Raw genomic sequence first — 20,434 nt, 5'->3', positions numbered from 1 at the left:
CCCCCAGTCATTAAAATCCCGCTTCTGTCTGCCCTCGATGGCAGCAGTCCATAGACCACAATAACTACAGAGGAAGTCTGGTCATGTACGCAGTACTGGTAACCGGCGGTAAGCAATACCGCGTGGCGCAGGGCGAAAAGCTCCGCGTTGAAAAGCTCGAAGTCGAAGTCGGCAACGAGATCAAGTTCGACAACATCCTGATGTTGGGCGACAGCGATGGCATCAAGATCGGCGACGCGCTGAGCGGCGCTTCGGTCACCGCCAAGGTCGTGTCCCAGGGTCGTGCTGACAAGGTCCGGATCATCAAGTTCCGTCGCCGCAAGCACCACATGAAGCGTCAGGGTCACCGTCAGTACTACACCGAAATCGAGATCACCGGCATTGCCGGTGGCAGCAAGTAATCAAGGAGACCAGTCATGGCACATAAGAAGGGCGTAGGCTCATCGCGCAACGGTCGCGACTCCAACCCGAAGTACCTCGGCGTCAAGATCTTCGGTGGCCAGGCCATCGATGCCGGCAACATCATCGTCCGTCAGCGCGGCACCCAGTTCCACCCGGGTACCGGCGTTGGTCTGGGCCGTGACCACACCCTGTTCGCGCTCGTCGACGGCAAGGTGGAGTTCTCGGTGAAGGGCCCGAAGAAGCGTCGTACCGTCAGCGTCGTCGCCGAAGCCTGATCTTCGCGATACGCAGGCGCCCACGCCTCGGCGTGGGGCCGCTGACGAAAGCCCCGCTTCGGCGGGGTTTTTGTTTTTATTGAATACACCGGTGCGGGGATCCTTCCCGCCACCGTCCCTGGATCGTACCGGGGACGTTAGACTCTGCGGTCGGGCGCATCCGTTGCCCATCGCCTCCAGTTGGCATCCAGAATCATGAAACTTGTAGACGAAGCAGAAATCCAGGTCACCGCCGGCAATGGCGGCAACGGCTGCGTCGGTTTCCGTCGCGAGAAGTTCATTCCGCTGGGCGGCCCGGACGGTGGCGATGGCGGCAATGGCGGCAGCGTGTGGATCCGCGCCGACTCCAACCTGAACACCCTGGTCGATTTCCGCCATGAGCGCATCTTCAAGGCGCAGCGCGGCGAGAACGGCATGGGCCGCCAGGCCTATGGCAAGGGTGGCGAAGACCTGATCATCACCGTGCCGGTCGGCACCGTGGTGATGAACGTGGCCACCGACGAAGTGATCGGCGACCTGACCCAGCACGATGACACCCTGCTGGTGGCCAAGGGCGGCCGCGGCGGCCTGGGCAACATGCACTTCAAGAGCTCGACCAACCGCTCGCCGCGCCAGGCGCTGCCGGGCGAAGAGGGCGAGGAGCGCCTGCTCAAGCTGGAGCTGAAGCTGCTGGCCGACGTGGGCCTGCTGGGCTTCCCCAACGCCGGCAAGAGCACGCTGATCCGCGCCGTGTCCGCCGCCACCCCGAAGGTGGCCGATTACCCCTTCACCACCCTGTACCCGAACCTGGGCGTGGTGCGTGTCGAGAATTACCGCAGCTTCGTGATTGCCGACATTCCCGGCCTGATCGAAGGTGCCGCCGACGGTGCCGGCCTGGGCGCGCAGTTCCTGCGCCACCTGCAGCGCACCCGCCTGCTGCTGCACCTCGTGGACATCTCCCCGATGGAAGGCGGCGTGGACGGGGTGTCGCCGATCGAGCAGGTCCGTGCGATCGAGCGCGAGCTGGCCAAGCACGACCCGGAACTGCTGGACAAGCCGCGCTGGCTGGTGCTGAACAAGGCCGACCTGATGTTCGAAGACGAGGCCAAGGCGGCCGCCGAGAAGATCGTGGCCGAGCTGGGCTGGACCCAGCCGTGGTACCTGGTATCGGCGCTGGGCCGTGAAGGCACCTGGCCGATCATGACCAACATCATGGCCTTCTTCGACCGCCAGAAGGAAGATGAGGCGCAAGCGCGCGATGCGTACTGAGCGCCTCCGCGCGCCCCTGAGAAACCCGGCTGCGGCCGGGTTTTTCTGTGGTGCAGCCGGGGCGGGGCGCGCTGCGTGGCTGGCATCAGGCGCCAGCGATGCGTCCCCCGTAGAGCCACGCCATGCGTGGCTGGCGCCAGGCCTGCGCGACGCCGGAACAGAGGGCGGCCACGCATGGCGTGGCTCTACGGCGGCGGGTGCTGCAGCGGCAGACACAAAAAACCCGGCCGGGGCCGGGTTTTTTTCTGCGATCGGGTCGAAGCCATGCAAGGCATGGCCCCACCACAACCACGTCGCCGGATCAGGCGGCCTTGATGGCCTTGATGCGCGCGGTCAGGCGGCTCTTGTGGCGAGCAGCCTTGTTCTTGTGGATCAGACCACGCGAGCTGAAACGGTCGAGGATCGGCTGGGCAACAGCGAAGGCTGCCTCGGCGCCGGCGGCGTCATTGGCATCCAGAGCCTTGATCACCTTCTTGACAGCGGTGCGCAGCATCGAACGCTGAGCCGTATTGCGCGCGTTGCGCACGACGGTCTGCTTGGCGCGCTTCTTGGCGGACTTGATATTGGCCACAGTGGTGGTTTCCTGAAAAATCGGTGTAATGGGAACAGCAAGCTGGAAAGTATGATGGCTCGAAAAATGTACGTCAAGTCAATTGTCAAGAGGGAACACGGGTGAGTTCACCAAGGATGTTGCGCGGGCTGCTGTCATTCAGCAGCATGACCATGGTGTCGCGGGTGCTGGGACTGGTCCGCGACCAGGTCATCACCACGACCTTCGGTACCAATGCGGTGACCGATGCTTTCTGGGTGGCCTTCCGGGTCCCCAATTTCCTGCGCCGGCTGTTCGCCGAGGGCTCCTTCGCCACCGCGTTCGTGCCGGTGTTCACCGAGGTGAAGGAAACCCGCCCGCATGAGGACCTGCGCGAGCTGATGTCGCGCGTGGCGGGCACGCTGGGCGGGGTGCTGCTGCTGGTCACGGCGTTGGCGTTGATCTTCGCCCCGCAGCTGGCCACCCTGTTCTCCAGTGGCGTGGACACCGACCCGGCCAAGCACGGCCTGCTGGTGGACCTGTTCCGGCTGACCTTCCCGTTCCTGCTGTTCGTCTCGCTCACCGCGCTGGCCGGGGGGGCGTTGAACAGCTTCCAGCGCTTTGCGATGCCGGCGCTGACCCCGGTCATCCTCAACCTGTGCATGATCGCCGGCGCGCTTTGGCTGGCCCCGCGGCTGGGCGGCACCCCGGAGAAGCAGATCCTGGCGCTGGGCTGGGCGGTGCTGGCGGCGGGCATGCTGCAACTGCTGTTCCAGCTGCCCTCGCTGAAGGGCATCAACCTGCTCACCCTGCCGCGCTGGGGCTGGCGCCACCCCGGTGTGCGCAAGGTGCTGACCCTGATGGTGCCGACCCTGTTCGGCTCGTCGGTGGCGCAGATCAACCTGCTGCTGGACACGGTGATCGCCGCCAAGCTGACCGATGGCTCGCAGTCCTGGCTGTCGCTGGCCGACCGGTTCCTGGAACTGCCGCTGGGCGTGTTCGGGGTGGCGCTGGGCACGGTGATCCTGCCGGCGCTGGCCCGGCACCACGTCAGCACCGACAAGGCCGGGTTCTCCAACGCGCTGGACTGGGGCCTGCGCACGACCTTGTTGATCGCGGTGCCGGCGATGCTGGGCCTGCTGCTGCTGGCCGAGCCGCTGATCGCCACGCTGTTCCAGTACCGCCAGTTCACCGCCTTCGATACGCGCATGACCGCGCTGTCGGTGTATGGCCTGAGCTTCGGCCTGCCGGCGTTCGCGCTCCTGAAGGTGGTGCTGCCGGCGTTCTACGCCCGCCAGGACACCAAGACCCCGGTGCGCGCCGGTATCGCCGCGCTGGTGGCCAACATGGTGTTCAACGTCATCCTGCTGGCGGTGCTGTACCAGGTGATGGTGCCCGAGGCGCTCAAGGCGCAAGGCGTCTGGGTGGCGCTGGGCAAGCAGCCGGGGCTGCACCTGGCGCTGGGCATCGCCAGCGCGCTGTCCAGTTACCTGAACCTCGGGTTGCTCTGGTACTGGCTGGGCAAGACCGGCGTGTACCAGCGCAAGCCCGGCTGGGCCGGCTACGTGACCCGCCTGGGCTTGGCCTGCCTGGCCATGGTGGCGGTGCTGCTGGGGCTGCTGTACACCATGCCCGGCTTCACCGGCATGGATAAATGGCACCGCATCGGCAACCTGGCGCTGCTGGTCGGCAGCGGTGGGCTGACCTATCTGGTGGCCCTTGTCGCGATGGGTTTCCGCCCGCGCCACCTGCGCGAGCATTGATCCGTGGACACCCCGGCTATACTTCATGGCTATCCCTTGCAACGCATCGGCCCTGGTGGGCCGGATTCCCAGTTGATGAGCAGGCTGTTTAGAAGTATCGAAGGCGGGCAACTGTTCCCGCACGGAAGCGTGGTCTGCATCGGCGCATTCGACGGCCTGCACCTGGGCCATCGTGCGTTGGTGCGCCACGCCGTCGCGCGCGCGCGCGCGCTGGGCGTGGCTGCCGTGGCGGTCGCGTTCGAACCGTTGCCGCGTGAGTATTTCGCCCAGGGCGAGCCGCCGCCGCGGCTGACCCTGGCCCGCGACAAGGTGGCCATGCTCGGCGAGCTGGGCGTGGATGCGATCGGCCTGCTGCGCTTCGATGCGCGCATGGCCGCGATGCAGGCCGAAGACTTCGTCGAGCAGTTGCTGGTGCAGCGCCTGAGCGCGCGCGAAGTCTGGATCGGCCCGGAATTCTGCTTCGGCAACCGCCGTCGCGGCGACCTGGCGCTGCTGCAGTCGATGGGCGCCGAGCGCGGCTTTGCGGCCGGTGAGATCGAGCCGATCGACCTGCACGGCGAGCGCATCTCCAGCACCCGCATCCGCCAGTTGCTGCGCGAGGGCAACTTCAGCCACGCCAATGACCTGCTCGGGCGTCCGTATTCGATCGGGGGCCGGGTAGTGCGCGGCCGCCAGTTGGGCCGTACGCTGGGGTTCCCGACCGCCAACCTGCGGTTCCCCAAGACCCCCGCGCTGTCGGGCATCTATGCGACCTGGGTGCACGGGGTGTTCGACCAGCCGTGGCCGTCGGTCTCCAGCTTCGGCACGCGGCCGACGGTGGAGGGCGTGGAGCCGCTGCTGGAAGCGCACCTGTTCGATTTCCGGGGCGATCTGTACGGTCGCCATATTGAAGTGGAGTTCGTCGCCAAGTTGCGCGACGAAGAAAAGTTCCAAGATCTGGCTGCATTGACCGACCAGATGCACCGTGACGCCGAACAGGCGCGTCACATCCTTTCCGAACACAGATTGCGAGCCACTGCGTGAGCCAGGACTACAAAGCCACCCTTCATCTGCCGGCAACCGAATTCCCGATGCGCGGCGACCTGCCCAAGCGCGAGCCGGGCATTCTGTCGCGCTGGGAAGACGAGGGCCTGTACGCCCGCCTGCGCGAGAACGCGCAGGGTCGCCCGCTGTTCGTGCTGCACGACGGCCCGCCCTATGCCAATGGCCAGATCCACCTGGGCCATGCGGTCAACAAGATCCTCAAGGACATCATCGTCAAGTCGCGCTACCTGGCCGGCTTCGATGCGCCCTACGTGCCGGGCTGGGATTGCCATGGCCTGCCGATCGAGATCCAGGTCGAGAAGAAGTGGGGCAAGGTCGGGGTCAAGCTCGATGCCGAACAGTTCCGCCAGAAGTGCCGCGAGTTCGCCGAAGAGCAGATCGACCTGCAGCGCCGCGACTTCAAGCGCCTGGGCGTGATCGGCGACTGGGACAACCCGTACAAGACGCTGAGCTTCGATTTCGAGGCCAATGAAATCCGCGCACTGTCCAAGGTGTTCGCCAACGGTCACATCGTGCGCGGCGCCAAGCCGGTGCACTGGTGCTTCGACTGCGGCTCGGCCCTGGCCGAGGCGGAGATCGAGTACCAGGACAAGACCTCGCCGGCGATCGACGTCGCGTACGTGGCGCGTGATTCGGCACAGCTGGCGCAGCGCTTCGGCGTGGCGCTGCCGGCCGATGTCGAGGTCGCGGTGCCGATCTGGACCACCACTCCGTGGACGCTGCCGGCCTCGCTGGCGGTGTCGCTGGGCGCGGAGATCGAGTACGTGCTGGCCGAAGGCCCCGCCCACCACGGCAAGCGCCGTTGGCTGGTGCTGGCCGCGGCATTGGCGGAACGTTCGCTGCAGCGCTACGGCGTGGACGGCCTGGTCGTGCACGGGCACGCCACCGGCGCCGCGCTGGAAAACCTGCTGCTGGCCCATCCGTTCTATCCCACCCGTGACATCCCGCTGCTCAACGGCGCGCACGTCTCGGACGAAGACGGTACCGGTGCGGTGCATACCGCCCCGGGCCACGGCCAGGAAGACTTTGTGGTGAGCCAGCAGTACGGTCTGATGGAGCAGTACACCGCGGGCCAGATCAACCCGGTCGACGGCCGCGGCGTGTACCTGCCGTCGACCCCGCCCGCCGGCGATGTCGAACTGGCCGGCGTGCACCTGTGGAAGGCACAGCCGCTGATCGTAGAGGTGCTGCGCGCCTCCGGTGCGCTGCTGGCCTTCGTCGACATCGTGCACAGCTACCCGCACTGCTGGCGTCACAAGACCCCGGTGGTGTTCCGCGCGACCCCGCAGTGGTTCATCTCGATGGACAAGGCCAACCTGCGCCGCGATGCGATGGCCGCCATCGACAACGTCGGCTGGTTCCCGAGCTGGGGCAAGGCGCGTATCGGCGGCATGGTCGAAGGGCGTCCGGACTGGTGCATCAGCCGCCAGCGCACCTGGGGCGTGCCGATCGCCTTCTTCACCCATCGTGAAACCGGTGAGCCGCATCCGCGCACCGTCGAGCTGATGCAGCAGGTGGCCGACCGCGTGCAGGTGGGCGGCATCGACGTGTGGTATTCGCTCGACGCGGCCGAACTGCTGGGCGAGGAAGCGGCCCATTACGAGAAGGTCACCGACACGCTGGACGTCTGGTTCGATTCGGGCGTGAGCCATGAAGGCGTGCTGCTGGCACGTGGTTTCGGCAAGCCGGCCGACCTCTACCTGGAAGGCTCGGATCAGCACCGCGGCTGGTTCCAGTCCTCGCTGCTGACCGGCGTGGCCATCGACAAGCAGGCCCCGTACAAGCAGTGCCTCACCCACGGCTTCACCGTGGATGAGAAGGGCCGCAAGATGTCCAAGTCGCTGGGCAACGGCATCGAGCCGCAGGACATCATGAAGACCCTGGGCGCGGACATCCTGCGCCTGTGGATCGCCTCGGCCGACTACAGCAATGAAATGTCGCTGTCGCAGGAGATCCTCAAGCGCAACGCCGACGCCTACCGGCGCCTGCGCAACACCGCGCGCTTCCTGCTCGGCAACCTGGACGGTTTCGATCCGGCCCTGCACCTGGTGGCCCCGGCCGACATGGTCGCGCTGGACCGCTGGATCGTGCACCGCGCCTTCGAGGTGCAGGAGAAGATCAAGGCGGCCTACACCGGCTACAACATGGCCGAGATCGTGCAACTGCTGCTGAACTTCTGCAGCGTCGACCTGGGCTCGCTGTACCTGGACGTGACCAAGGACCGGCTCTACACCATGCCAATTGACTCGCGTGGCCGGCGTTCGGCGCAGAGCGCGATGTACCACATCGCCGAAGCGTTCACCCGCTGGATCGCGCCGATCCTGAGCTTCACCGCCGATGAGTTGTGGGGCTATCTGCCGGGCGCGCGCAAGGACAACGTGCTGATGGCCACCTGGTACGACGGCCTGGTGCCGCTGCCGGCCGATGCACCGCTCAACGCCGCCGACTTCGACCAGCTGCTGGCGCTGCGCGAGCAGGTGGCCAAGGTGCTCGAGCCGATGCGCGCCAACGGTGCGATCGGTGCGGCGCTGGAGGCGGAGATCACCGTGGCGGCCGATGCGGAGATCGCCGCGCGCTGGCAGCCGCTGGCCGAGGAGCTGCGCTTCCTGCTGATCAGCGGCGACGTGCAGGTGCGCCCGGCGACCACCGATGAGGTGTTCGTGAGCGCCCAGCCGACCGAAAAGCAGAAGTGCGTGCGCTGCTGGCATTACCGCGCCGATGTCGGCGCAGTGGCCGCCCATGCCGAGCTGTGCGGTCGCTGCGTGACCAACCTCGACGGTGCCGGCGAAGATCGGCGGTGGTTCTGATGAGCGCCGTCCGTCCGCGTCCCAATGCCCTGGTATGGCTGCTGCTGTCGGCGGCGATCATCGGCCTGGACCAGTGGAGCAAGGCCTGGGTCCTGTCCAGCCTGCCCGAGTACCAGCCGGTGGTGGTCATCGAGGGCTTCTGGAACTGGTTCCGCACCTACAACACCGGTGCGGCATTCAGCTTCCTGAGCGATGCCGGTGGCTGGCAGCTGTGGTTCTTCACCGCGCTGGCGGTGGGCATCAGCGGCCTGATGGCGTTCTGGCTGTCGCGCACCGCGCGCGGCCAGTGGCGCAGCGCCGTGCCTTACGCCCTGGTCATCGGCGGGGCGATCGGCAACGTGATCGACCGGCTGATGCACGGCCACGTGGTCGATTTCATCCAGTGGTACATCGGTGACCATTACTGGCCCTCCTTCAACATCGCCGATGCGGCGATCGTGGTGGGGGCCGTGGGGATCGCTGTGTTTGGTCTGTTCGACGGCAAGGCCGAGAAAAAAGCGGGATAATTCCCCCCTGTATCCCGCAATGAACCGGCCTGGCGCCGGCCGGAGTATCTGACCGATGGACGTGTTGCTCGCCAATCCGCGTGGTTTCTGTGCCGGTGTCGATCGTGCGATCGAGATCGTCAAGCGCGCGATCGAGACCCTGGGCGCGCCGATCTACGTGCGCCACGAGGTCGTGCACAACCGCTTCGTGGTCGACGACCTCAAGGCCCGCGGCGCGATCTTCGTCGAGGAACTCGACGAAGTGCCCGATGACAACACGGTCATCTTCAGCGCCCACGGCGTGTCCCAGGCCGTGCGCCAGGAAGCCGAGCGGCGCGGGCTGAAGGTGTTCGATGCGACCTGCCCGCTGGTCACCAAGGTGCACCTGGAAGTGGCCCGCCACTGCCGTGCCGGCCGCGACGTGGTGCTGATCGGCCATGCCGGCCACCCCGAAGTGGAAGGCACCATGGGCCAGTGGAGCCGCGAGCGCGGCACCGGCCGGATCTACCTGGTGGAAGATGTCGAGGATGTCGCCACGCTGGAAATCGACCAGCCGGAGAACTTCGCCTACACCACCCAGACCACGCTGTCGGTGGACGACACGCGCGGCATCATCGACGCCATGCGCGCGCGCTTCCCGGCGATGCAGGGGCCGAAGAACGACGACATCTGCTACGCCACCCAGAACCGCCAGGACGCCGTGCGCGACCTGGCCCAGCGCTGCGACCTGGTGCTGGTGGTGGGCTCGCCCAACAGCTCCAATTCCAATCGCCTCAGTGAGCTGGCGCGCCGCGAAGGCGTGGAGTCCTACCTGATCGACGGCGCCCACGAGATCGACCCGGCCTGGGTGACCGGCAAGCAGCACATCGGCCTGACCGCCGGCGCCTCGGCACCGCAGGTACTGGTGGATGGCGTGATTGCACGGTTGAAGGAACTGGGCGCGACCGGCGTCGGTGAGCTCGACGGCGAGCCGGAGTCCATGGTGTTTGCGTTGCCGAAGGAACTGCGGCTGCAGCTGATCAGCTGACCGGGCGTGATCGTTGGTGCAGCCACGCATGGCGTGGCTCTACCGTGTCGCGATCGCGGATCTTGGCGAATTCCAGCCCACGCGTGGCAATAACGGACCTTCAACGGTAGAGCCACGCCATGCGTGGCTGCTCTCCGCGCGGACAATCCCACCGCGCCTTACCCGGTGAACACCGCCCGCAATCGCTGCCACGGCTTCTCCAGTCCCGGCGTAGCCGCGCCGATCGCTGCGGCGTCCATCGCGTCCACCAACGCCAACGCCTTGGCGAAACTGCACACCTGCTGCCACGCGAACCCGGCATCCAGCCGCTCCAGGCCACCACCCGGCAACTGCTGGCACAGATAGTCCGGCCCGGGCACCAGCCCGATGCCCGGTATTCCGCACAGGTACGGGCTGGCGCCTTCGCCCAGGAACAGCTCGCCAATGCGCGGCGCCACCACCAGGCTGCGCAGCTTGCTGCGGCCGGCAACGGCGGCGCGGTACACCTGCTCCATCGCCGGGTTGGTGGCGTAGACGATCTCGCGTTCCAGCCGGCCGGTGGCCCGGGGTTCGCCGCGTCCCGGACCGTCCTTCCATTCCATGCAGCCCAGGTGCTCCAGCGTCAGGCAGGCCACCGCGCGCGCGTGATCACCCTGGCCATCCCACAGGGCAGGGTGCGCACGCAGCCACGCCATCGTGGCCTGGCCATGGTCGGTGAACTGCGGAATCTGGAAGTGCCCGCTGGCGAACACGAACACCATGTCGCGACGGCGCGGGCGCTGCGCAAAGGCGGCGGCCAACGCGAGCAGTCCGGCGCCGCCATTCTCTTCGCACGCATTGGGGCCATCGGTGTGGGTGTTGATCAGGATGCTTTCGCCCCGGGTGGTGCCGGGCAGCACGGCGTGCAGGGCGTCGGTGCCCGCGGCGGTGCGCTCGGCCTGCAGCACCAGCGTCGCACTGCGCCCGGCGTGCGCAGCCGTCCGCAACGCCTCACCGGCCTGTTCGCCCACCCACAGCGCCGGACAGTCCCTCCACGGCGTGGTGAACGGCAGCACCTGATCACGCGCCAGGCCTTCAGACAACCCGCCGAACACGCAGACCACCGCGCGCACGCCAGACTTGCGCGCGCGTTCGAGCAGCGTCGGATCGATCAACGGCGCCAGCACCGGGACGACCTCACCGCGCGCGAACCCGGCACCGGCATCAGGCAACATGTCCCGGCGCTGGAACACCATCGCTGCCTTGGCACGGCTCAACGCCACCGGATCGATCCGCACCACCGCGATCGCGTCGCGCGCGGGCTCCATCCGTTTGGCCGAGTCCAGCCACACCAGCCGACCGTGCACGCCCTGCGCGTCGGTCTGGCCCGAGTAGGGATAGGGCGCGGCCACCTCGACCGGCGCGCCATCGTCCAGCCGCAGCGCGCAGTGCTGCGGGGTCCAGCGCTGAATCCGGTGATGCTGGCGGTGCACCTGCAGACCGAGCGCCTCCAGTTCGCCCGCCAGGTAATCCACTGCCTGCGCGTGCGCGGGCGTGGCCGTCAATCGCGGGCCGAACGCGTTCAGCGCTTCAATCCAGTGCCAGAGCTGGTCCTGATCAGGCAACAACGGGGTGACGTCGTCTACCGCAGGCAGGGGCACGCGCCGGCGGGGCCCCCGCAGGGTCAGTGCGGCGGTGGCCGCGGCCGCCGCGACGGCCAGCCCGCCCATCCATCTGCGTGCCTGCATGCGTGATGCCTCCCGGGCAGTGTCTGCAATCTGGTGGGCAGTGTGACGCCAGCGCGGTGAACACGACGGCACGCACCGCCGGGCTTTGCCCGTTCTGGCCGCAGCCCGGCGCATGACCTTTGGCCATGGGGCAGGGCGATAGCGAGGTCTAGGATCGGATGTTTCGCCGCTGGAGTTCTGCCGATGAAGATGCGTGCCACCGTCCTGTCCGTGCTGCTGGCGTTGTCGGCCAGTGGCGTACAGGCGCAGACGCCGCCACCACAGGATGTGGCCTGGCCGGGCGTGCTGCGCATCGATGTGGACGCGCGCGACATCGGCCGGCGCATCTTCAAGGTCAAGGCGACCATTCCGGCCAAGCCCGGTCCGCTCACCCTGCTGTATCCGCAGTGGTTGCCGGGCAGCCATTCGCCCAGCGGTCCCATCGACAAGCTGGCCGGGCTGGTGGTCACCGCCAACGGCACGCCGCTGGCATGGAAGCGCGATCCGTACGACGTGTACGCCTTCCAGGTGGACGTGCCCGACGGTGCCAGCGAGGTGGTGGCCGAGTTCAAGTTCCTGTCGTCGCAGGGCGGCACCCAGGGGCGGGTGGTGATGACCCCGGAGATGCTCAACCTGCAGTGGAACGCCAACTCGCTGTATCCGGCCGGCGTGATCACCCGCAACCTGCAGGCGCAGGCCAGTGTGACCCTGCCCAAGGGCTGGTCGTATGCCACTGCGCTGGAGACCGAGCGTCGCGACGGCGACACGGTGGTGTTCAAGCCGATCCGCTACGACCACCTGGTGGATTCACCGCTGTTCGCCGGCCGCTATTACCAGCAGTTCGACCTGGATCCCGGCGCCAAGGTGCCGGTGCATCTGAACGTGTTTGCCGACGACGCCAAGTCGCTGGTCGCCAAGCCCGAACAGGTGCAGGCACACCGCGCGCTGGTGCAGCAGATGTACAAGCTTTACGGCGCACGTCACTTCGACCGCTATGAATTCCTGCTCGCCCTGACCGGCAAGCTCGGCGGCATCGGCCTGGAGCATCAGCGCTCCAGCGAGAACAGCGCCGAGACCGGCTACTTCACCGACTGGGACAAGACGTGGCTGGGCCGCGACCTGCTGCCGCACGAGTTCAACCATTCCTGGAACGGCAAGTACCGTCGCGGTGCGGATCTGGCCACGCCCAATTTCAACGTGCCCATGGGCGACAGCCTGCTGTGGCTGTACGAAGGCCAGACCCAGTTCTGGGGCCAGGTGCTGGCCGCGCGCTCGGGGTTGTGGAGCGTGCAGCAGACCCGCGAAACCCTGGCCAATGTCGCGGCCACCTATGATCGCGGTCGTCCGGGTCTGGCGTGGCGCAGCCTGCAGGACACCACCAACGATCCCACCATCGCCCAGCGCCGCGCGCTGGGATTCCGCAACTACCAGTTGAGCGAGGACTACTACTCCGGCGGGCAGATGGTGTGGCTGGACGTGGACGGCAAGCTGCGCGGACTGACCGGCAACAAGCGCAGCCTGGATGATTTCGCCAAGGCGTTCTTCGGCATGAACGACGGCGACTGGAACGTCAATCCGTACACCTTCGACGACGTCGTGCACACCTTGAACGGCATCGCGCCGTTTGACTGGGCCACCTTCCTGCGCGAGCGCCTGGATGGCCACATGCCGCTGACCGGCGGGCTGGAAGCGGCCGGCTGGAAGCTGGTCTACACCGATACCCCGAGCGAGACCTTCAAAGCGCAGGAGACCCGCGCCAACGGCACCAACCTGGTCTATTCACTGGGCCTGAGCGTGGCCACCAGCGGCGCGCTCACCGACGTGCTGTGGGACAGCCCCGCGTTCAACGCCGGCCTCACCCCGGGCATGACCGTGCTGGCGGTCAACGGACGCGTGTTCAAGGGTGACGCGCTGAAGGACGCGGTGGCCACGGCCAAGACCGACAAGGCCCCCATCACACTGCTGGTGCGCAGCTTCGACCGCATCGACACGGTCACGCTGGATTACCACGGTGGCCTGCTGTATCCGTCGCTTGAGCGCATTGCGGGCAAGCCGGATCGTCTGGCTGAGCTCTGGAAAGCCCGATGACCGTCCGCGGCCGCGAGCTACTCATCGTAGTGCTGGCGGCCGCCGCCATCATCGGCGCAGGGCTGCACGGCGACGGTCGCTGGCTGCACTGGCTGGCAAAGCCGCTGACCACCCTGCTCATCGCGTCCATCGCATGGCACCCGGGTAGTGCCGGCCGGCGGCCGGCAACCTCCGCCGACCCATCGGGACCGCGCTACCGTCGCGCGGTGCTGGCCGGCATGGTGCTTTCCTGCCTCGGCGACATCGCCCTGATGCTGCCGGTGGACGCCTTCGTGCCGGGCCTGGTCGCGTTCCTGCTCGCACATGTCTGCTACATCATCGCGTTCCGCGCCGGTTTCAGGGCAGGGCGTGGATTGTGGATGGCCGTTGTGCTGTTGGGAGCGTTCGCCTTCACCAATGTCACCGCGCTGTGGCCGCATCTCCCCGCCGACATGCGCGTCCCCGTGCTGGCTTACGTGGTGGTGCTTGCGCTGATGGCGATGCTGGCGTTGGCGCGCGTGTGGGCCAAACCGTCGTTGCCTGGCGTTTCGCGTCGCAGTGCAGGCTGGGCGGCCGGCGGCGCACTGCTGTTTGTCGCCAGCGATTCGCTGCTGGCGTGGGACCGCTTTGCGGGTGGCTTGCCGATGGCCAGTCTGCTGGTGCTGGGCACGTATTACGCTGCGCAGTATGGGATCGCGCGGTCGGTGGCAGGTCGCGATCGAAGCGCTTCGGTTTGATGCAACGTTGCATTGAAGCGGTGATCAGTCCTCGTCACCCACATCCTGCGCGTTATCGCAGCGCTTCCGGGGCGGGCACAACCGATCCAGCAACGCTGCGGTGACGCCATTGCTCCAACCGAAGCCATCCTGCAACGGGTATTCGCCGCCACCGCCCCCGCCGGCCGAACCGTCCACCACATATTTTTCCACCAGCTTGTTCTCGCGCTCGTACACCGCCTGCACCGTGTGCAGGAAGCGGACCCCGACGCGGCGTGCAAGCGCGTCCTGCTTGTAGCGCTGCAACCCATCCACCGCCACCCACTGCAGCGGCGCCCAGCCATTGGGCGCGTCCCATTGCTGGCCGGTGTCCACCGTGGTGGTCAGCAGGCCGCCTTCGCGAAGCAGCTGCGTGTTGGCCGCCTTGGCGGTCTGCCGGGCCTGCGCGGGCGTGGCAACTTGAAGCCACAGCGGGAACAGCGCGGCGGCGGTGAGCGCGGGGCGGATCGTGCCGGTGTCCAGGTCGCGGTCGGCGTACCACCCGTGCCCGGCATCCCAGAGCAGCGTGTTGATGGCGCGCTGGCGTGCCTTCGCCTGCCGCCTGAAGTCGCGTGCGGCATTGCCGTCACCGGCGGCCTTGCTGGCGCGGGCGAGGGTGGTTTCCAGGTGGAACAGCAGGCTGTTCAGATCCACCGGCACGATGGACGTGGTGCGGATGCTGGCCAGCGCGCCCGGTTCGGCCAGCCAGCGCGAACTGAAATCCCACCCCGATTCCGCCCCCGCGCGCAGGTCGCGATACACCTGCGACGGCGCGCGCTGCGGCGCCTGTGCCGCGGTGGACAGGTCATCGGTCCACGACTCGGTGCGCGGCACCGCGCGTGCATCCCAGTAGCGGTTGAGCACCTGGCCAGTGGCCAGCCGCACCACGCGCTCGCTGGCGGCGCCGGGTTGCAGGCCATCGGCACCGCGCATCCAGAAGGCGTGTTCGGTGCGCAATTGGGGCAGGTAACGGCGATACGCATCATCGCCCTCGTGGGTGGCCAGCAGATCCACCATCAGGCTGAAGAACGGCGGCTGCGAGCGGCTCAGGTAATAACTGCGGTTGCCATTGGGGATGTGCCCGTACTGATCCAGCTGCCAGGCGAAGTTGTCCACCATGTCGCGTACCTGCGGCCAGCGTCCGCTCGAGGCCAGCCCCAGCATCGTGAAATAGCTGTCCCAGTAATACACCTCGCGGAAGCGTCCACCCGGGACCACGTAGGGCTTGGGCAGCGGTAGCAACGAGCCGCGCGGGTCGACCGTCCCGGTGGTGCGGGTGAGCACCGGCCACAGGCCTTCGATGTGGGCGCGCAGGGTCTCGCCCGTGGGGGGCACGTAGGCGGTGGCCTCTCCGGGCACGGTGAACTGCCCGGCGATGAACGTGGGCAGGTGGTCCGGCTGCCCTCTCATCTGTTGCCACTGCGCCAGCAAGGCGCTTGCGTCCTGTCTGGGCACGGCGTCGGCGAAGGTCTTCTGGTCTTTGAACAGGTGTGCGCCCTGGACCTGCTGGAACAGCGGTTGCCACTGCTGGTCTGGTGGGCTTGGCGGCGGCGGGGCGGTTTCGGCGGCGGCGTTGCCTTGGCCAGTGCAGAGCAGGCAGACCAGCAGCAGGCCGGTGAAGCGGGGGCGGGAGCGCATCGGCGGCCTCCAGGGGGTGATGCGGCCACTGTAGGGGCGGTGGCGTCAACGTCGGGTCCTGCTGGGGCAGCCCGTGGTGGGTGCAGCACTTGTGGGACGGGCGGCCTCGGGGATCGTGGAACGGGGATTGCGGGCCTGTGCTGCGGACGTGCTGGCGCGGCCAATTGACCATCCCGGCCACTCCCCCGTAGAATTGCCTGCTCAGCCGGAATAGCTCAGTTGGTAGAGCGGCGCATTCGTAATGCGTAGGTCGTAGGTTCGATTCCTATTTCCGGCACCAGATACAGCAAAAAGCCCCGGCTTAGGCCGGGGCTTCTTTGTGCTCTGGTAGCGCCGGGCGATTCCCGGCAGATTGCGTGGTCCCCCAGTAGTGCCAGCCCATGGCTGGCAGCCCCTAATTTCCGAATCTCGCGGCCAGCCCGGCTTCCCAGGCGCTTAGCGCCGCGCCCTGTTCCCGATCTGGAAACCGCACCCGGCCATTCCTGTGCTATGAATACCCAGCCTTGCTTCAAGGCTCTTTCAGGGATTGGAAGGATGCGCAGGTTCGGGGGAACTGCAGGCGGTGTGTCGACCCGCTTCAGAGGATTTGAAGATCGAGTTCGGAAGCTGGGGGCATTGGGCGCCTGGCTGTGCTGCGTGCTGCTCGTTGGCCTTGGCGTGTCGCCAGGCGCAATCGCCCAGACGACGGTCACTTACATCCACACGGACGCACTGGGCTCGGTTGTCGCCGAGAGCGATGCTAATGGCAACGTGATCAGGCGCTATGACTACGAGCCCTACGGTGCCGTGGTGGGCGGTCAGGTTGCTGATGGACCTGGATATACCGGGCATGTGAGCGACGCGTCCACTGGCCTGAGCTACATGCAGCAGCGGTACATGGATCCGCAGTTGGGTGTGTTCCTGTCGGTGGATCCGGTGACAGCGTATGAGCAGCCGGTTGGGCAGTTCAATCGGTATCGGTATGCGAACGGGAATCCGTACAAGTTCACTGATCCTGATGGACGGCAGGCGATTCCGATGCCGGCCCCTTACATCCTTCCCATCCCGGTTCCCCACCCCGGTGGAATCATCCAGCGCAGTGAGGATACATCCGGGGGGAATCGCGAGAGCGGACCAAGTGGAAGGCCAACTTCGAGGCCCACTGAACGTCCCGCAGGTCGGGATACAGTGCGGCGGGGGCGAGATGGGCAGCCTATTCCTGGAAGCAGGGGCGAATCGGGACGATCGCCATCGCCATTCATCCCGAGTGATCCATATTCACCTGAGAGTACAAGTGGGCGTCAGTCTGAAACGAGAAGAAATGAAGGCGCTTCAAGTAGCGATCCCGACTCGGTGATTCCTGACCGTGGGCCCGGAAGTGATCAAGGAGGGCATGCGAGCAGGGGAAGGACTCCACACGATACCGGAGAAAGAAATGTCAATAGAAACGAGGAGCATTCTCGCCGACCCAAGGGAAATCCAACAGGGAGGTCTCGATGACTGATCGTAGATGGTCGCTGCCCTCAAATCGAGGAATGGAGAATCTCGAGTGTGAAGTTGTGGAGAGCACAGGTCGCGAAATGGTCTGTCGCTTCACGCTGGTTGGCGAGTACTGGAATCGAGCGCCAGAGGGGGGGCGGGAGGCAACTGAGGATTTTCGCGTTGTGCTTCCGCAAGTCATCGTGGCGCGAGACGCATTGGAAGGGCTTAGGCAGTCTTTTATAGACTGGCTAGATGACGGTGGATCATTCTCGCGCGCGCTCCAGCCCGCAGATGGAGGTGGGCAGGTGCTTGAAGTCGGCTTGGGAGATGATCCGCGCTTTGTTCGATCCACGAATAAGGCTGTGTTTACCTTTAGCTACTTCTCCGGTCTGGTGATGACAGCCAGTTTCAGCTTTATGGTCGACCAGTCCTGTGTCCGTATGGCCATCGGCGGATTAACGGACTGCCTTCGCAATAAGGTCACGAAGTTCCGCCCATCACCATGACGCTTGGTTGACATGGTTGCAAGGCGCAATTGACTCGTTGGGAGAGGTCGATCGTAATGCGTAGGTCGCAGGTTCGACTCCTGTTTCCGGCACCAGTTGTAGAAAAGCCCCGGCCTTGGTCGGGGCTTTTTGTTTGGGCGCGTTCGGAAGTATTTGATGCGAAAGGAATTTGCTGCAGGCCGTTCATTGGTCGATGCTCATGTTCTCTATTGCGGATGATTCGTCTCCGTACGGCACGCCAGAACTAGCGAGATCGGCCGGCTTCAGTTCCCCTTACGTCCCTGAGACTGCTGGACGGTGACGAGGCTTCGCGCGACGAGATTCGACGACGGGCTACTGCAGCCTCTAATTCAGGATTGAATTCCAGTACTCTCAAGCATCAACGGATTTGAGGGGACGGGGATGCAAGCTTGGGAACGGCGACTGAATGATCTTTGGCTGTTGTTGGAGCGTTGCCACGCAACTTACTTGGAACCAGAGCTTTTCCGGCTAAGCACCAACCAATTCTTGCAAACATCGCGAACCGTAACGTTCATTGTCCAGAAGAACAAAGATCAGATTCCTGGCTTCGACGATTGGTATCGCCCCATAACTGCTGAGTGGGGGCGGGATGCTGTGATGAAGTGGGCTAAAGACTCGCGAAATACGATTGAAAAGGAAGGGGATCTGGATCTCCACAGTACCTTGACTATGACCCTTTTCTGGTCGTGCATCGTCGAACAAGACATCAGCTTGGTTACAGGGCGAGAGGAGTTGCTGCAGGCAGGGACCAAGCGTCTGATAAGGTTTGCACGTAGCCACTTGCCATCAGGCGTCGTCGATTCTTCAGCCGTGCGAATAGAGAGGCGTTGGGTAGCAAACACGTTGCCAGAGTGGGAGCTACTTCAGGCCTTCACCTATATTTACGCATCTCATTACCGGATGTGTCAGGGATTGGCGGCGCATATAGGTGATAAGCTGAGCGCGAAAGTGCCAAGTCCTGATTCCCTGTATGCGGCGAGAGAGTCGGTTATGAGGACCGCATATCTGAAGCTGGCGGATATGAGGGTTCACTCTCAGAACGTCGAGATTGTGAAGTTTGATAGGGGCGCGCTTTCAGCGGAGCGGGAGGCGCTCTTGGCCCCGGTCAAGGATGCCGCAAGTTCGGCCCGGAATCTAGACGATATATTTGAATCACTCTGTGCGATGGCCTGCTCAACATTCGAGCACGACGGCTACCATGTCCCGATGGTATTTATGTACGACGAGAGCCTTAGGGCGGTGGGCATGATGTCCGCGCACTTCGGAGATAGGGTCGACAAATACATATTCTGGCGAAGCGTCGCTGATCGCGTTGCCGTCACAAGGGCGAAGTTTGTTGTGATTGTCGGTGAAATGTGGATCAGAGATATGAGAAAATTCACCTATGCCCAAGGACTGGATAAGCTCCCTGTTACAGGAGAGCGACTTTCTGTGGCTGGATTGGATCACTTGGGCGTCTACCGATCAAAGAGTTGGGACGTCGTTCGGACAAGCCCTGGCGCAAAACCGAGACTCAAGCTTGTTGTCCCAGATGCTAAGTATTTTGATCGAGAAGTGCCCTTTGTCTTCGCGCCGGTAATGCGGGTCTTCGGAATACCTTACCCGGCTCACTTCGCCGAAGATCTTGAGCGCACTGCTAAGATGAGTAGAGGACTAAAGCATGTAGAAGGTTCTACACAGTCCATTCCTGGGTCATCGGGATAGTCGCGCCCTTGAACACTGGGGCGCTGTGTCTGGAAAATGTCAGGCGCGGTTTACGATAATTGGGGTCGGTCGAGGCTTGTGAGTTCCAAGTTTCAAGGCCCAAGGGATGTTTTGCTCAGAGAATAAGTATCGCTTCGCGTTAAAGGCAGTTCGACGATTGAGTTGCGCAACTGTTTTTTGTCGTATGTCTCTAAATTGCGAGCGCGTGGGACTCTGTCGGTGAGCAAGAAGTGTTATGGAAGTGGACAGTGGAATGCTTAGCTCGGAATTTTTCCTGCCCACCCCTACCTCAGGGAAGAAGAATAGGGGGTGGTCACAGGTTAGGAACGGATCAGTAGTACTCACCATGAATGTCCAATGCATGGTGAGAAGGGCTGCAAACATCCTGGGCGAGGCGCCCTCTCTAATTTGATGGTGCCAGTAGTAGTCAGGCGATCCCTCTGCAATGTCAGTCAGGGTCTTAGATATCGTCTGCTTGGCAGCGACGGCCTGCTCGGCGGTAATCGATCCATCGCATGCGTATGCATCAACCTGCGCTAAGTACGCTTTTTCGTACTCAATGGCTAACTTTGGTATGTGAGCTGCAGTCCGTCCTTTTGCTGCAGGTACGCGCTTCCACATAGCCAATAGATAGCTGGCTAGGTTCTTCTTTTCCGATTCACCTATTGTCTTCATGCCGCGGATGCGATCGATCGTGTCCTGAGCAGGGGCTTCGATCTTGTTCGCAAGATGGCTCTCCAACTCAGCAGGCCAGAGTCCATTGATGTTGGCCTCTGACTTGGGTTGACCCCGTCGAGTGCGACATTCAATCAAGTCGTGCACCCAGAATCGACCATTTTCAGCGAACGCCTTCAGGTAGTGTTGGGGAAGGTAGTGGTCGCCCATGTTCTAGCGCAGAGCCAAGTTGATTCATCTGCGGCTAGGAAATCATAAACTAACGGTCGTTTTCAACTTCCTTCCCGCTGCGCCTTGCATAGCCGTAACCTCCAGGCTGGGTGGAGGTCTTGACCTGGTGCT

At 64.6% G+C, this 20,434-nt stretch carries 17 protein-coding genes and 1 tRNA gene; 14 read left to right on the top strand and 4 right to left on the bottom strand.

Annotated elements, in window-relative coordinates:
* Nucleotides 1-83 precede the first annotated feature (83 nt).
* The 3 genes from rplU (at nucleotide 84) to cgtA (ending at nucleotide 1,925) form a co-directional block, all read left to right on the top strand.
* Entirely contained in the window at nucleotides 84-401 is a 318-nt protein-coding gene (gene rplU, locus RTO53_RS01175) for a 50S ribosomal protein L21 (RefSeq protein ID WP_256777131.1), read from the top strand.
* A 15-nt stretch (nucleotides 402-416) separates the two neighbouring features.
* A complete protein-coding gene (rpmA, locus tag RTO53_RS01170) occupies nucleotides 417-677 on the top strand; it encodes a 50S ribosomal protein L27 (RefSeq protein ID WP_019184517.1) in 261 nt (86 codons plus the stop codon).
* A gap of 195 nt (nucleotides 678-872) precedes the next feature.
* Nucleotides 873-1,925 carry an Obg family GTPase CgtA gene (gene cgtA, locus RTO53_RS01165; RefSeq protein WP_312236060.1) on the top strand — a complete coding sequence of 351 codons (1,053 nt, stop codon included), beginning with the start codon at nucleotides 873-875 and terminating at the stop codon, nucleotides 1,923-1,925.
* Nucleotides 1,926-2,226: 301 nt separating this feature from the next.
* On the opposite strand, the gene rpsT is transcribed toward cgtA, so the two are convergent.
* Nucleotides 2,227-2,496: a 30S ribosomal protein S20 gene (gene rpsT / locus RTO53_RS01160; RefSeq protein ID WP_019184515.1), complete on the bottom strand. Its 270-nt coding sequence runs from the start codon at nucleotides 2,494-2,496 to the stop codon at nucleotides 2,227-2,229.
* Nucleotides 2,497-2,612: 116 nt separating this feature from the next.
* On the opposite strand from rpsT, the gene murJ reads away from it, so the two are divergent.
* The 5 genes from murJ (at nucleotide 2,613) to ispH (ending at nucleotide 9,580) form a co-directional block, all read left to right on the top strand.
* A complete protein-coding gene (gene murJ, locus RTO53_RS01155) occupies nucleotides 2,613-4,217 on the top strand; it encodes a murein biosynthesis integral membrane protein MurJ (protein WP_312236075.1) in 1,605 nt (534 codons plus the stop codon).
* A gap of 75 nt (nucleotides 4,218-4,292) precedes the next feature.
* Nucleotides 4,293-5,240, top strand: coding sequence for a bifunctional riboflavin kinase/FAD synthetase (locus RTO53_RS01150; protein WP_312236059.1), 948 nt, complete (start codon nucleotides 4,293-4,295; stop codon nucleotides 5,238-5,240).
* Nucleotides 5,237-8,068 carry an isoleucine--tRNA ligase gene (gene ileS / locus RTO53_RS01145; RefSeq protein WP_312236058.1) on the top strand — a complete coding sequence of 944 codons (2,832 nt, stop codon included), beginning with the start codon at nucleotides 5,237-5,239 and terminating at the stop codon, nucleotides 8,066-8,068. Before RTO53_RS01150 ends, ileS begins: the two co-directional genes overlap by 4 nt.
* Nucleotides 8,068-8,574, top strand: a complete 507-nt coding sequence (lspA, locus tag RTO53_RS01140) for a signal peptidase II (protein ID WP_312236057.1) — start codon at nucleotides 8,068-8,070, stop codon at nucleotides 8,572-8,574. The genes ileS and lspA overlap by 1 nt, the downstream gene beginning before the upstream one ends.
* A 55-nt stretch (nucleotides 8,575-8,629) precedes the next feature.
* The gene (ispH, locus tag RTO53_RS01135; RefSeq protein WP_312236056.1) at nucleotides 8,630-9,580 is read left to right on the top strand and encodes a 4-hydroxy-3-methylbut-2-enyl diphosphate reductase; all 951 of its coding nucleotides are present in this window, start codon (nucleotides 8,630-8,632) and stop codon (nucleotides 9,578-9,580) included.
* Between the two features lie 158 nt (nucleotides 9,581-9,738).
* Here the strand turns inward: ispH and RTO53_RS01130 are convergent, their stop codons facing one another.
* Entirely contained in the window at nucleotides 9,739-11,286 is a 1,548-nt protein-coding gene (locus tag RTO53_RS01130; RefSeq protein WP_312236055.1) for a hypothetical protein, read from the bottom strand.
* A 183-nt stretch (nucleotides 11,287-11,469) separates the two neighbouring features.
* Here RTO53_RS01130 and RTO53_RS01125 point away from each other — a divergent pair, with 183 nt between their 5' ends.
* Together RTO53_RS01125 and RTO53_RS01120 are read left to right on the top strand one after the other, a co-directional pair.
* A complete protein-coding gene (locus RTO53_RS01125) occupies nucleotides 11,470-13,353 on the top strand; it encodes a peptidase M61 (protein WP_312236054.1) in 1,884 nt (627 codons plus the stop codon).
* A complete protein-coding gene (locus tag RTO53_RS01120) occupies nucleotides 13,350-14,069 on the top strand; it encodes a lysoplasmalogenase (RefSeq protein WP_312236053.1) in 720 nt (239 codons plus the stop codon). The genes RTO53_RS01125 and RTO53_RS01120 overlap by 4 nt, the downstream gene beginning before the upstream one ends.
* A gap of 24 nt (nucleotides 14,070-14,093) precedes the next feature.
* On the opposite strand, the gene treA is transcribed toward RTO53_RS01120, so the two are convergent.
* Nucleotides 14,094-15,725, bottom strand: coding sequence for an alpha,alpha-trehalase TreA (gene treA, locus RTO53_RS01115; RefSeq protein ID WP_312236052.1), 1,632 nt, complete (start codon nucleotides 15,723-15,725; stop codon nucleotides 14,094-14,096).
* Nucleotides 15,726-15,929: 204 nt separating this feature from the next.
* On the opposite strand from treA, the gene RTO53_RS01110 reads away from it, so the two are divergent.
* From RTO53_RS01110 to RTO53_RS01095, 4 genes are all read left to right on the top strand, one after another.
* Nucleotides 15,930-16,005: transfer RNA gene (locus RTO53_RS01110), tRNA-Thr, on the top strand.
* Nucleotides 16,006-16,214: 209 nt separating this feature from the next.
* Nucleotides 16,215-17,204, top strand: a complete 990-nt coding sequence (locus RTO53_RS01105) for an RHS repeat-associated core domain-containing protein (protein WP_312236051.1) — start codon at nucleotides 16,215-16,217, stop codon at nucleotides 17,202-17,204.
* Nucleotides 17,201-17,692 (top strand): hypothetical protein, encoded by a 492-nt coding sequence (locus RTO53_RS01100; protein ID WP_312236050.1) that lies wholly within the window; start codon nucleotides 17,201-17,203, stop codon nucleotides 17,690-17,692. The genes RTO53_RS01105 and RTO53_RS01100 overlap by 4 nt, the downstream gene beginning before the upstream one ends.
* Before the next feature lie 618 nt (nucleotides 17,693-18,310).
* Complete coding sequence (locus RTO53_RS01095; protein ID WP_312236049.1) at nucleotides 18,311-19,417, top strand: hypothetical protein; 1,107 nt, start codon at nucleotides 18,311-18,313, stop codon at nucleotides 19,415-19,417.
* A 39-nt stretch (nucleotides 19,418-19,456) separates the two neighbouring features.
* Here RTO53_RS01095 and RTO53_RS01090 read toward each other — a convergent pair whose 3' ends face one another.
* A complete protein-coding gene (locus RTO53_RS01090) occupies nucleotides 19,457-20,302 on the bottom strand; it encodes a DUF4238 domain-containing protein (protein WP_312236048.1) in 846 nt (281 codons plus the stop codon).
* Nucleotides 20,303-20,434: the final 132 nt, after the last annotated feature.

The sequence above is a fragment of the Stenotrophomonas sp. genome (assembly GCF_031995405.1).
In the GTDB taxonomy this organism is placed as follows: Bacteria; Pseudomonadota; Gammaproteobacteria; order Xanthomonadales; family Xanthomonadaceae; genus Stenotrophomonas.
This window is presented reverse-complemented; position numbering and strand designations above follow the sequence as displayed.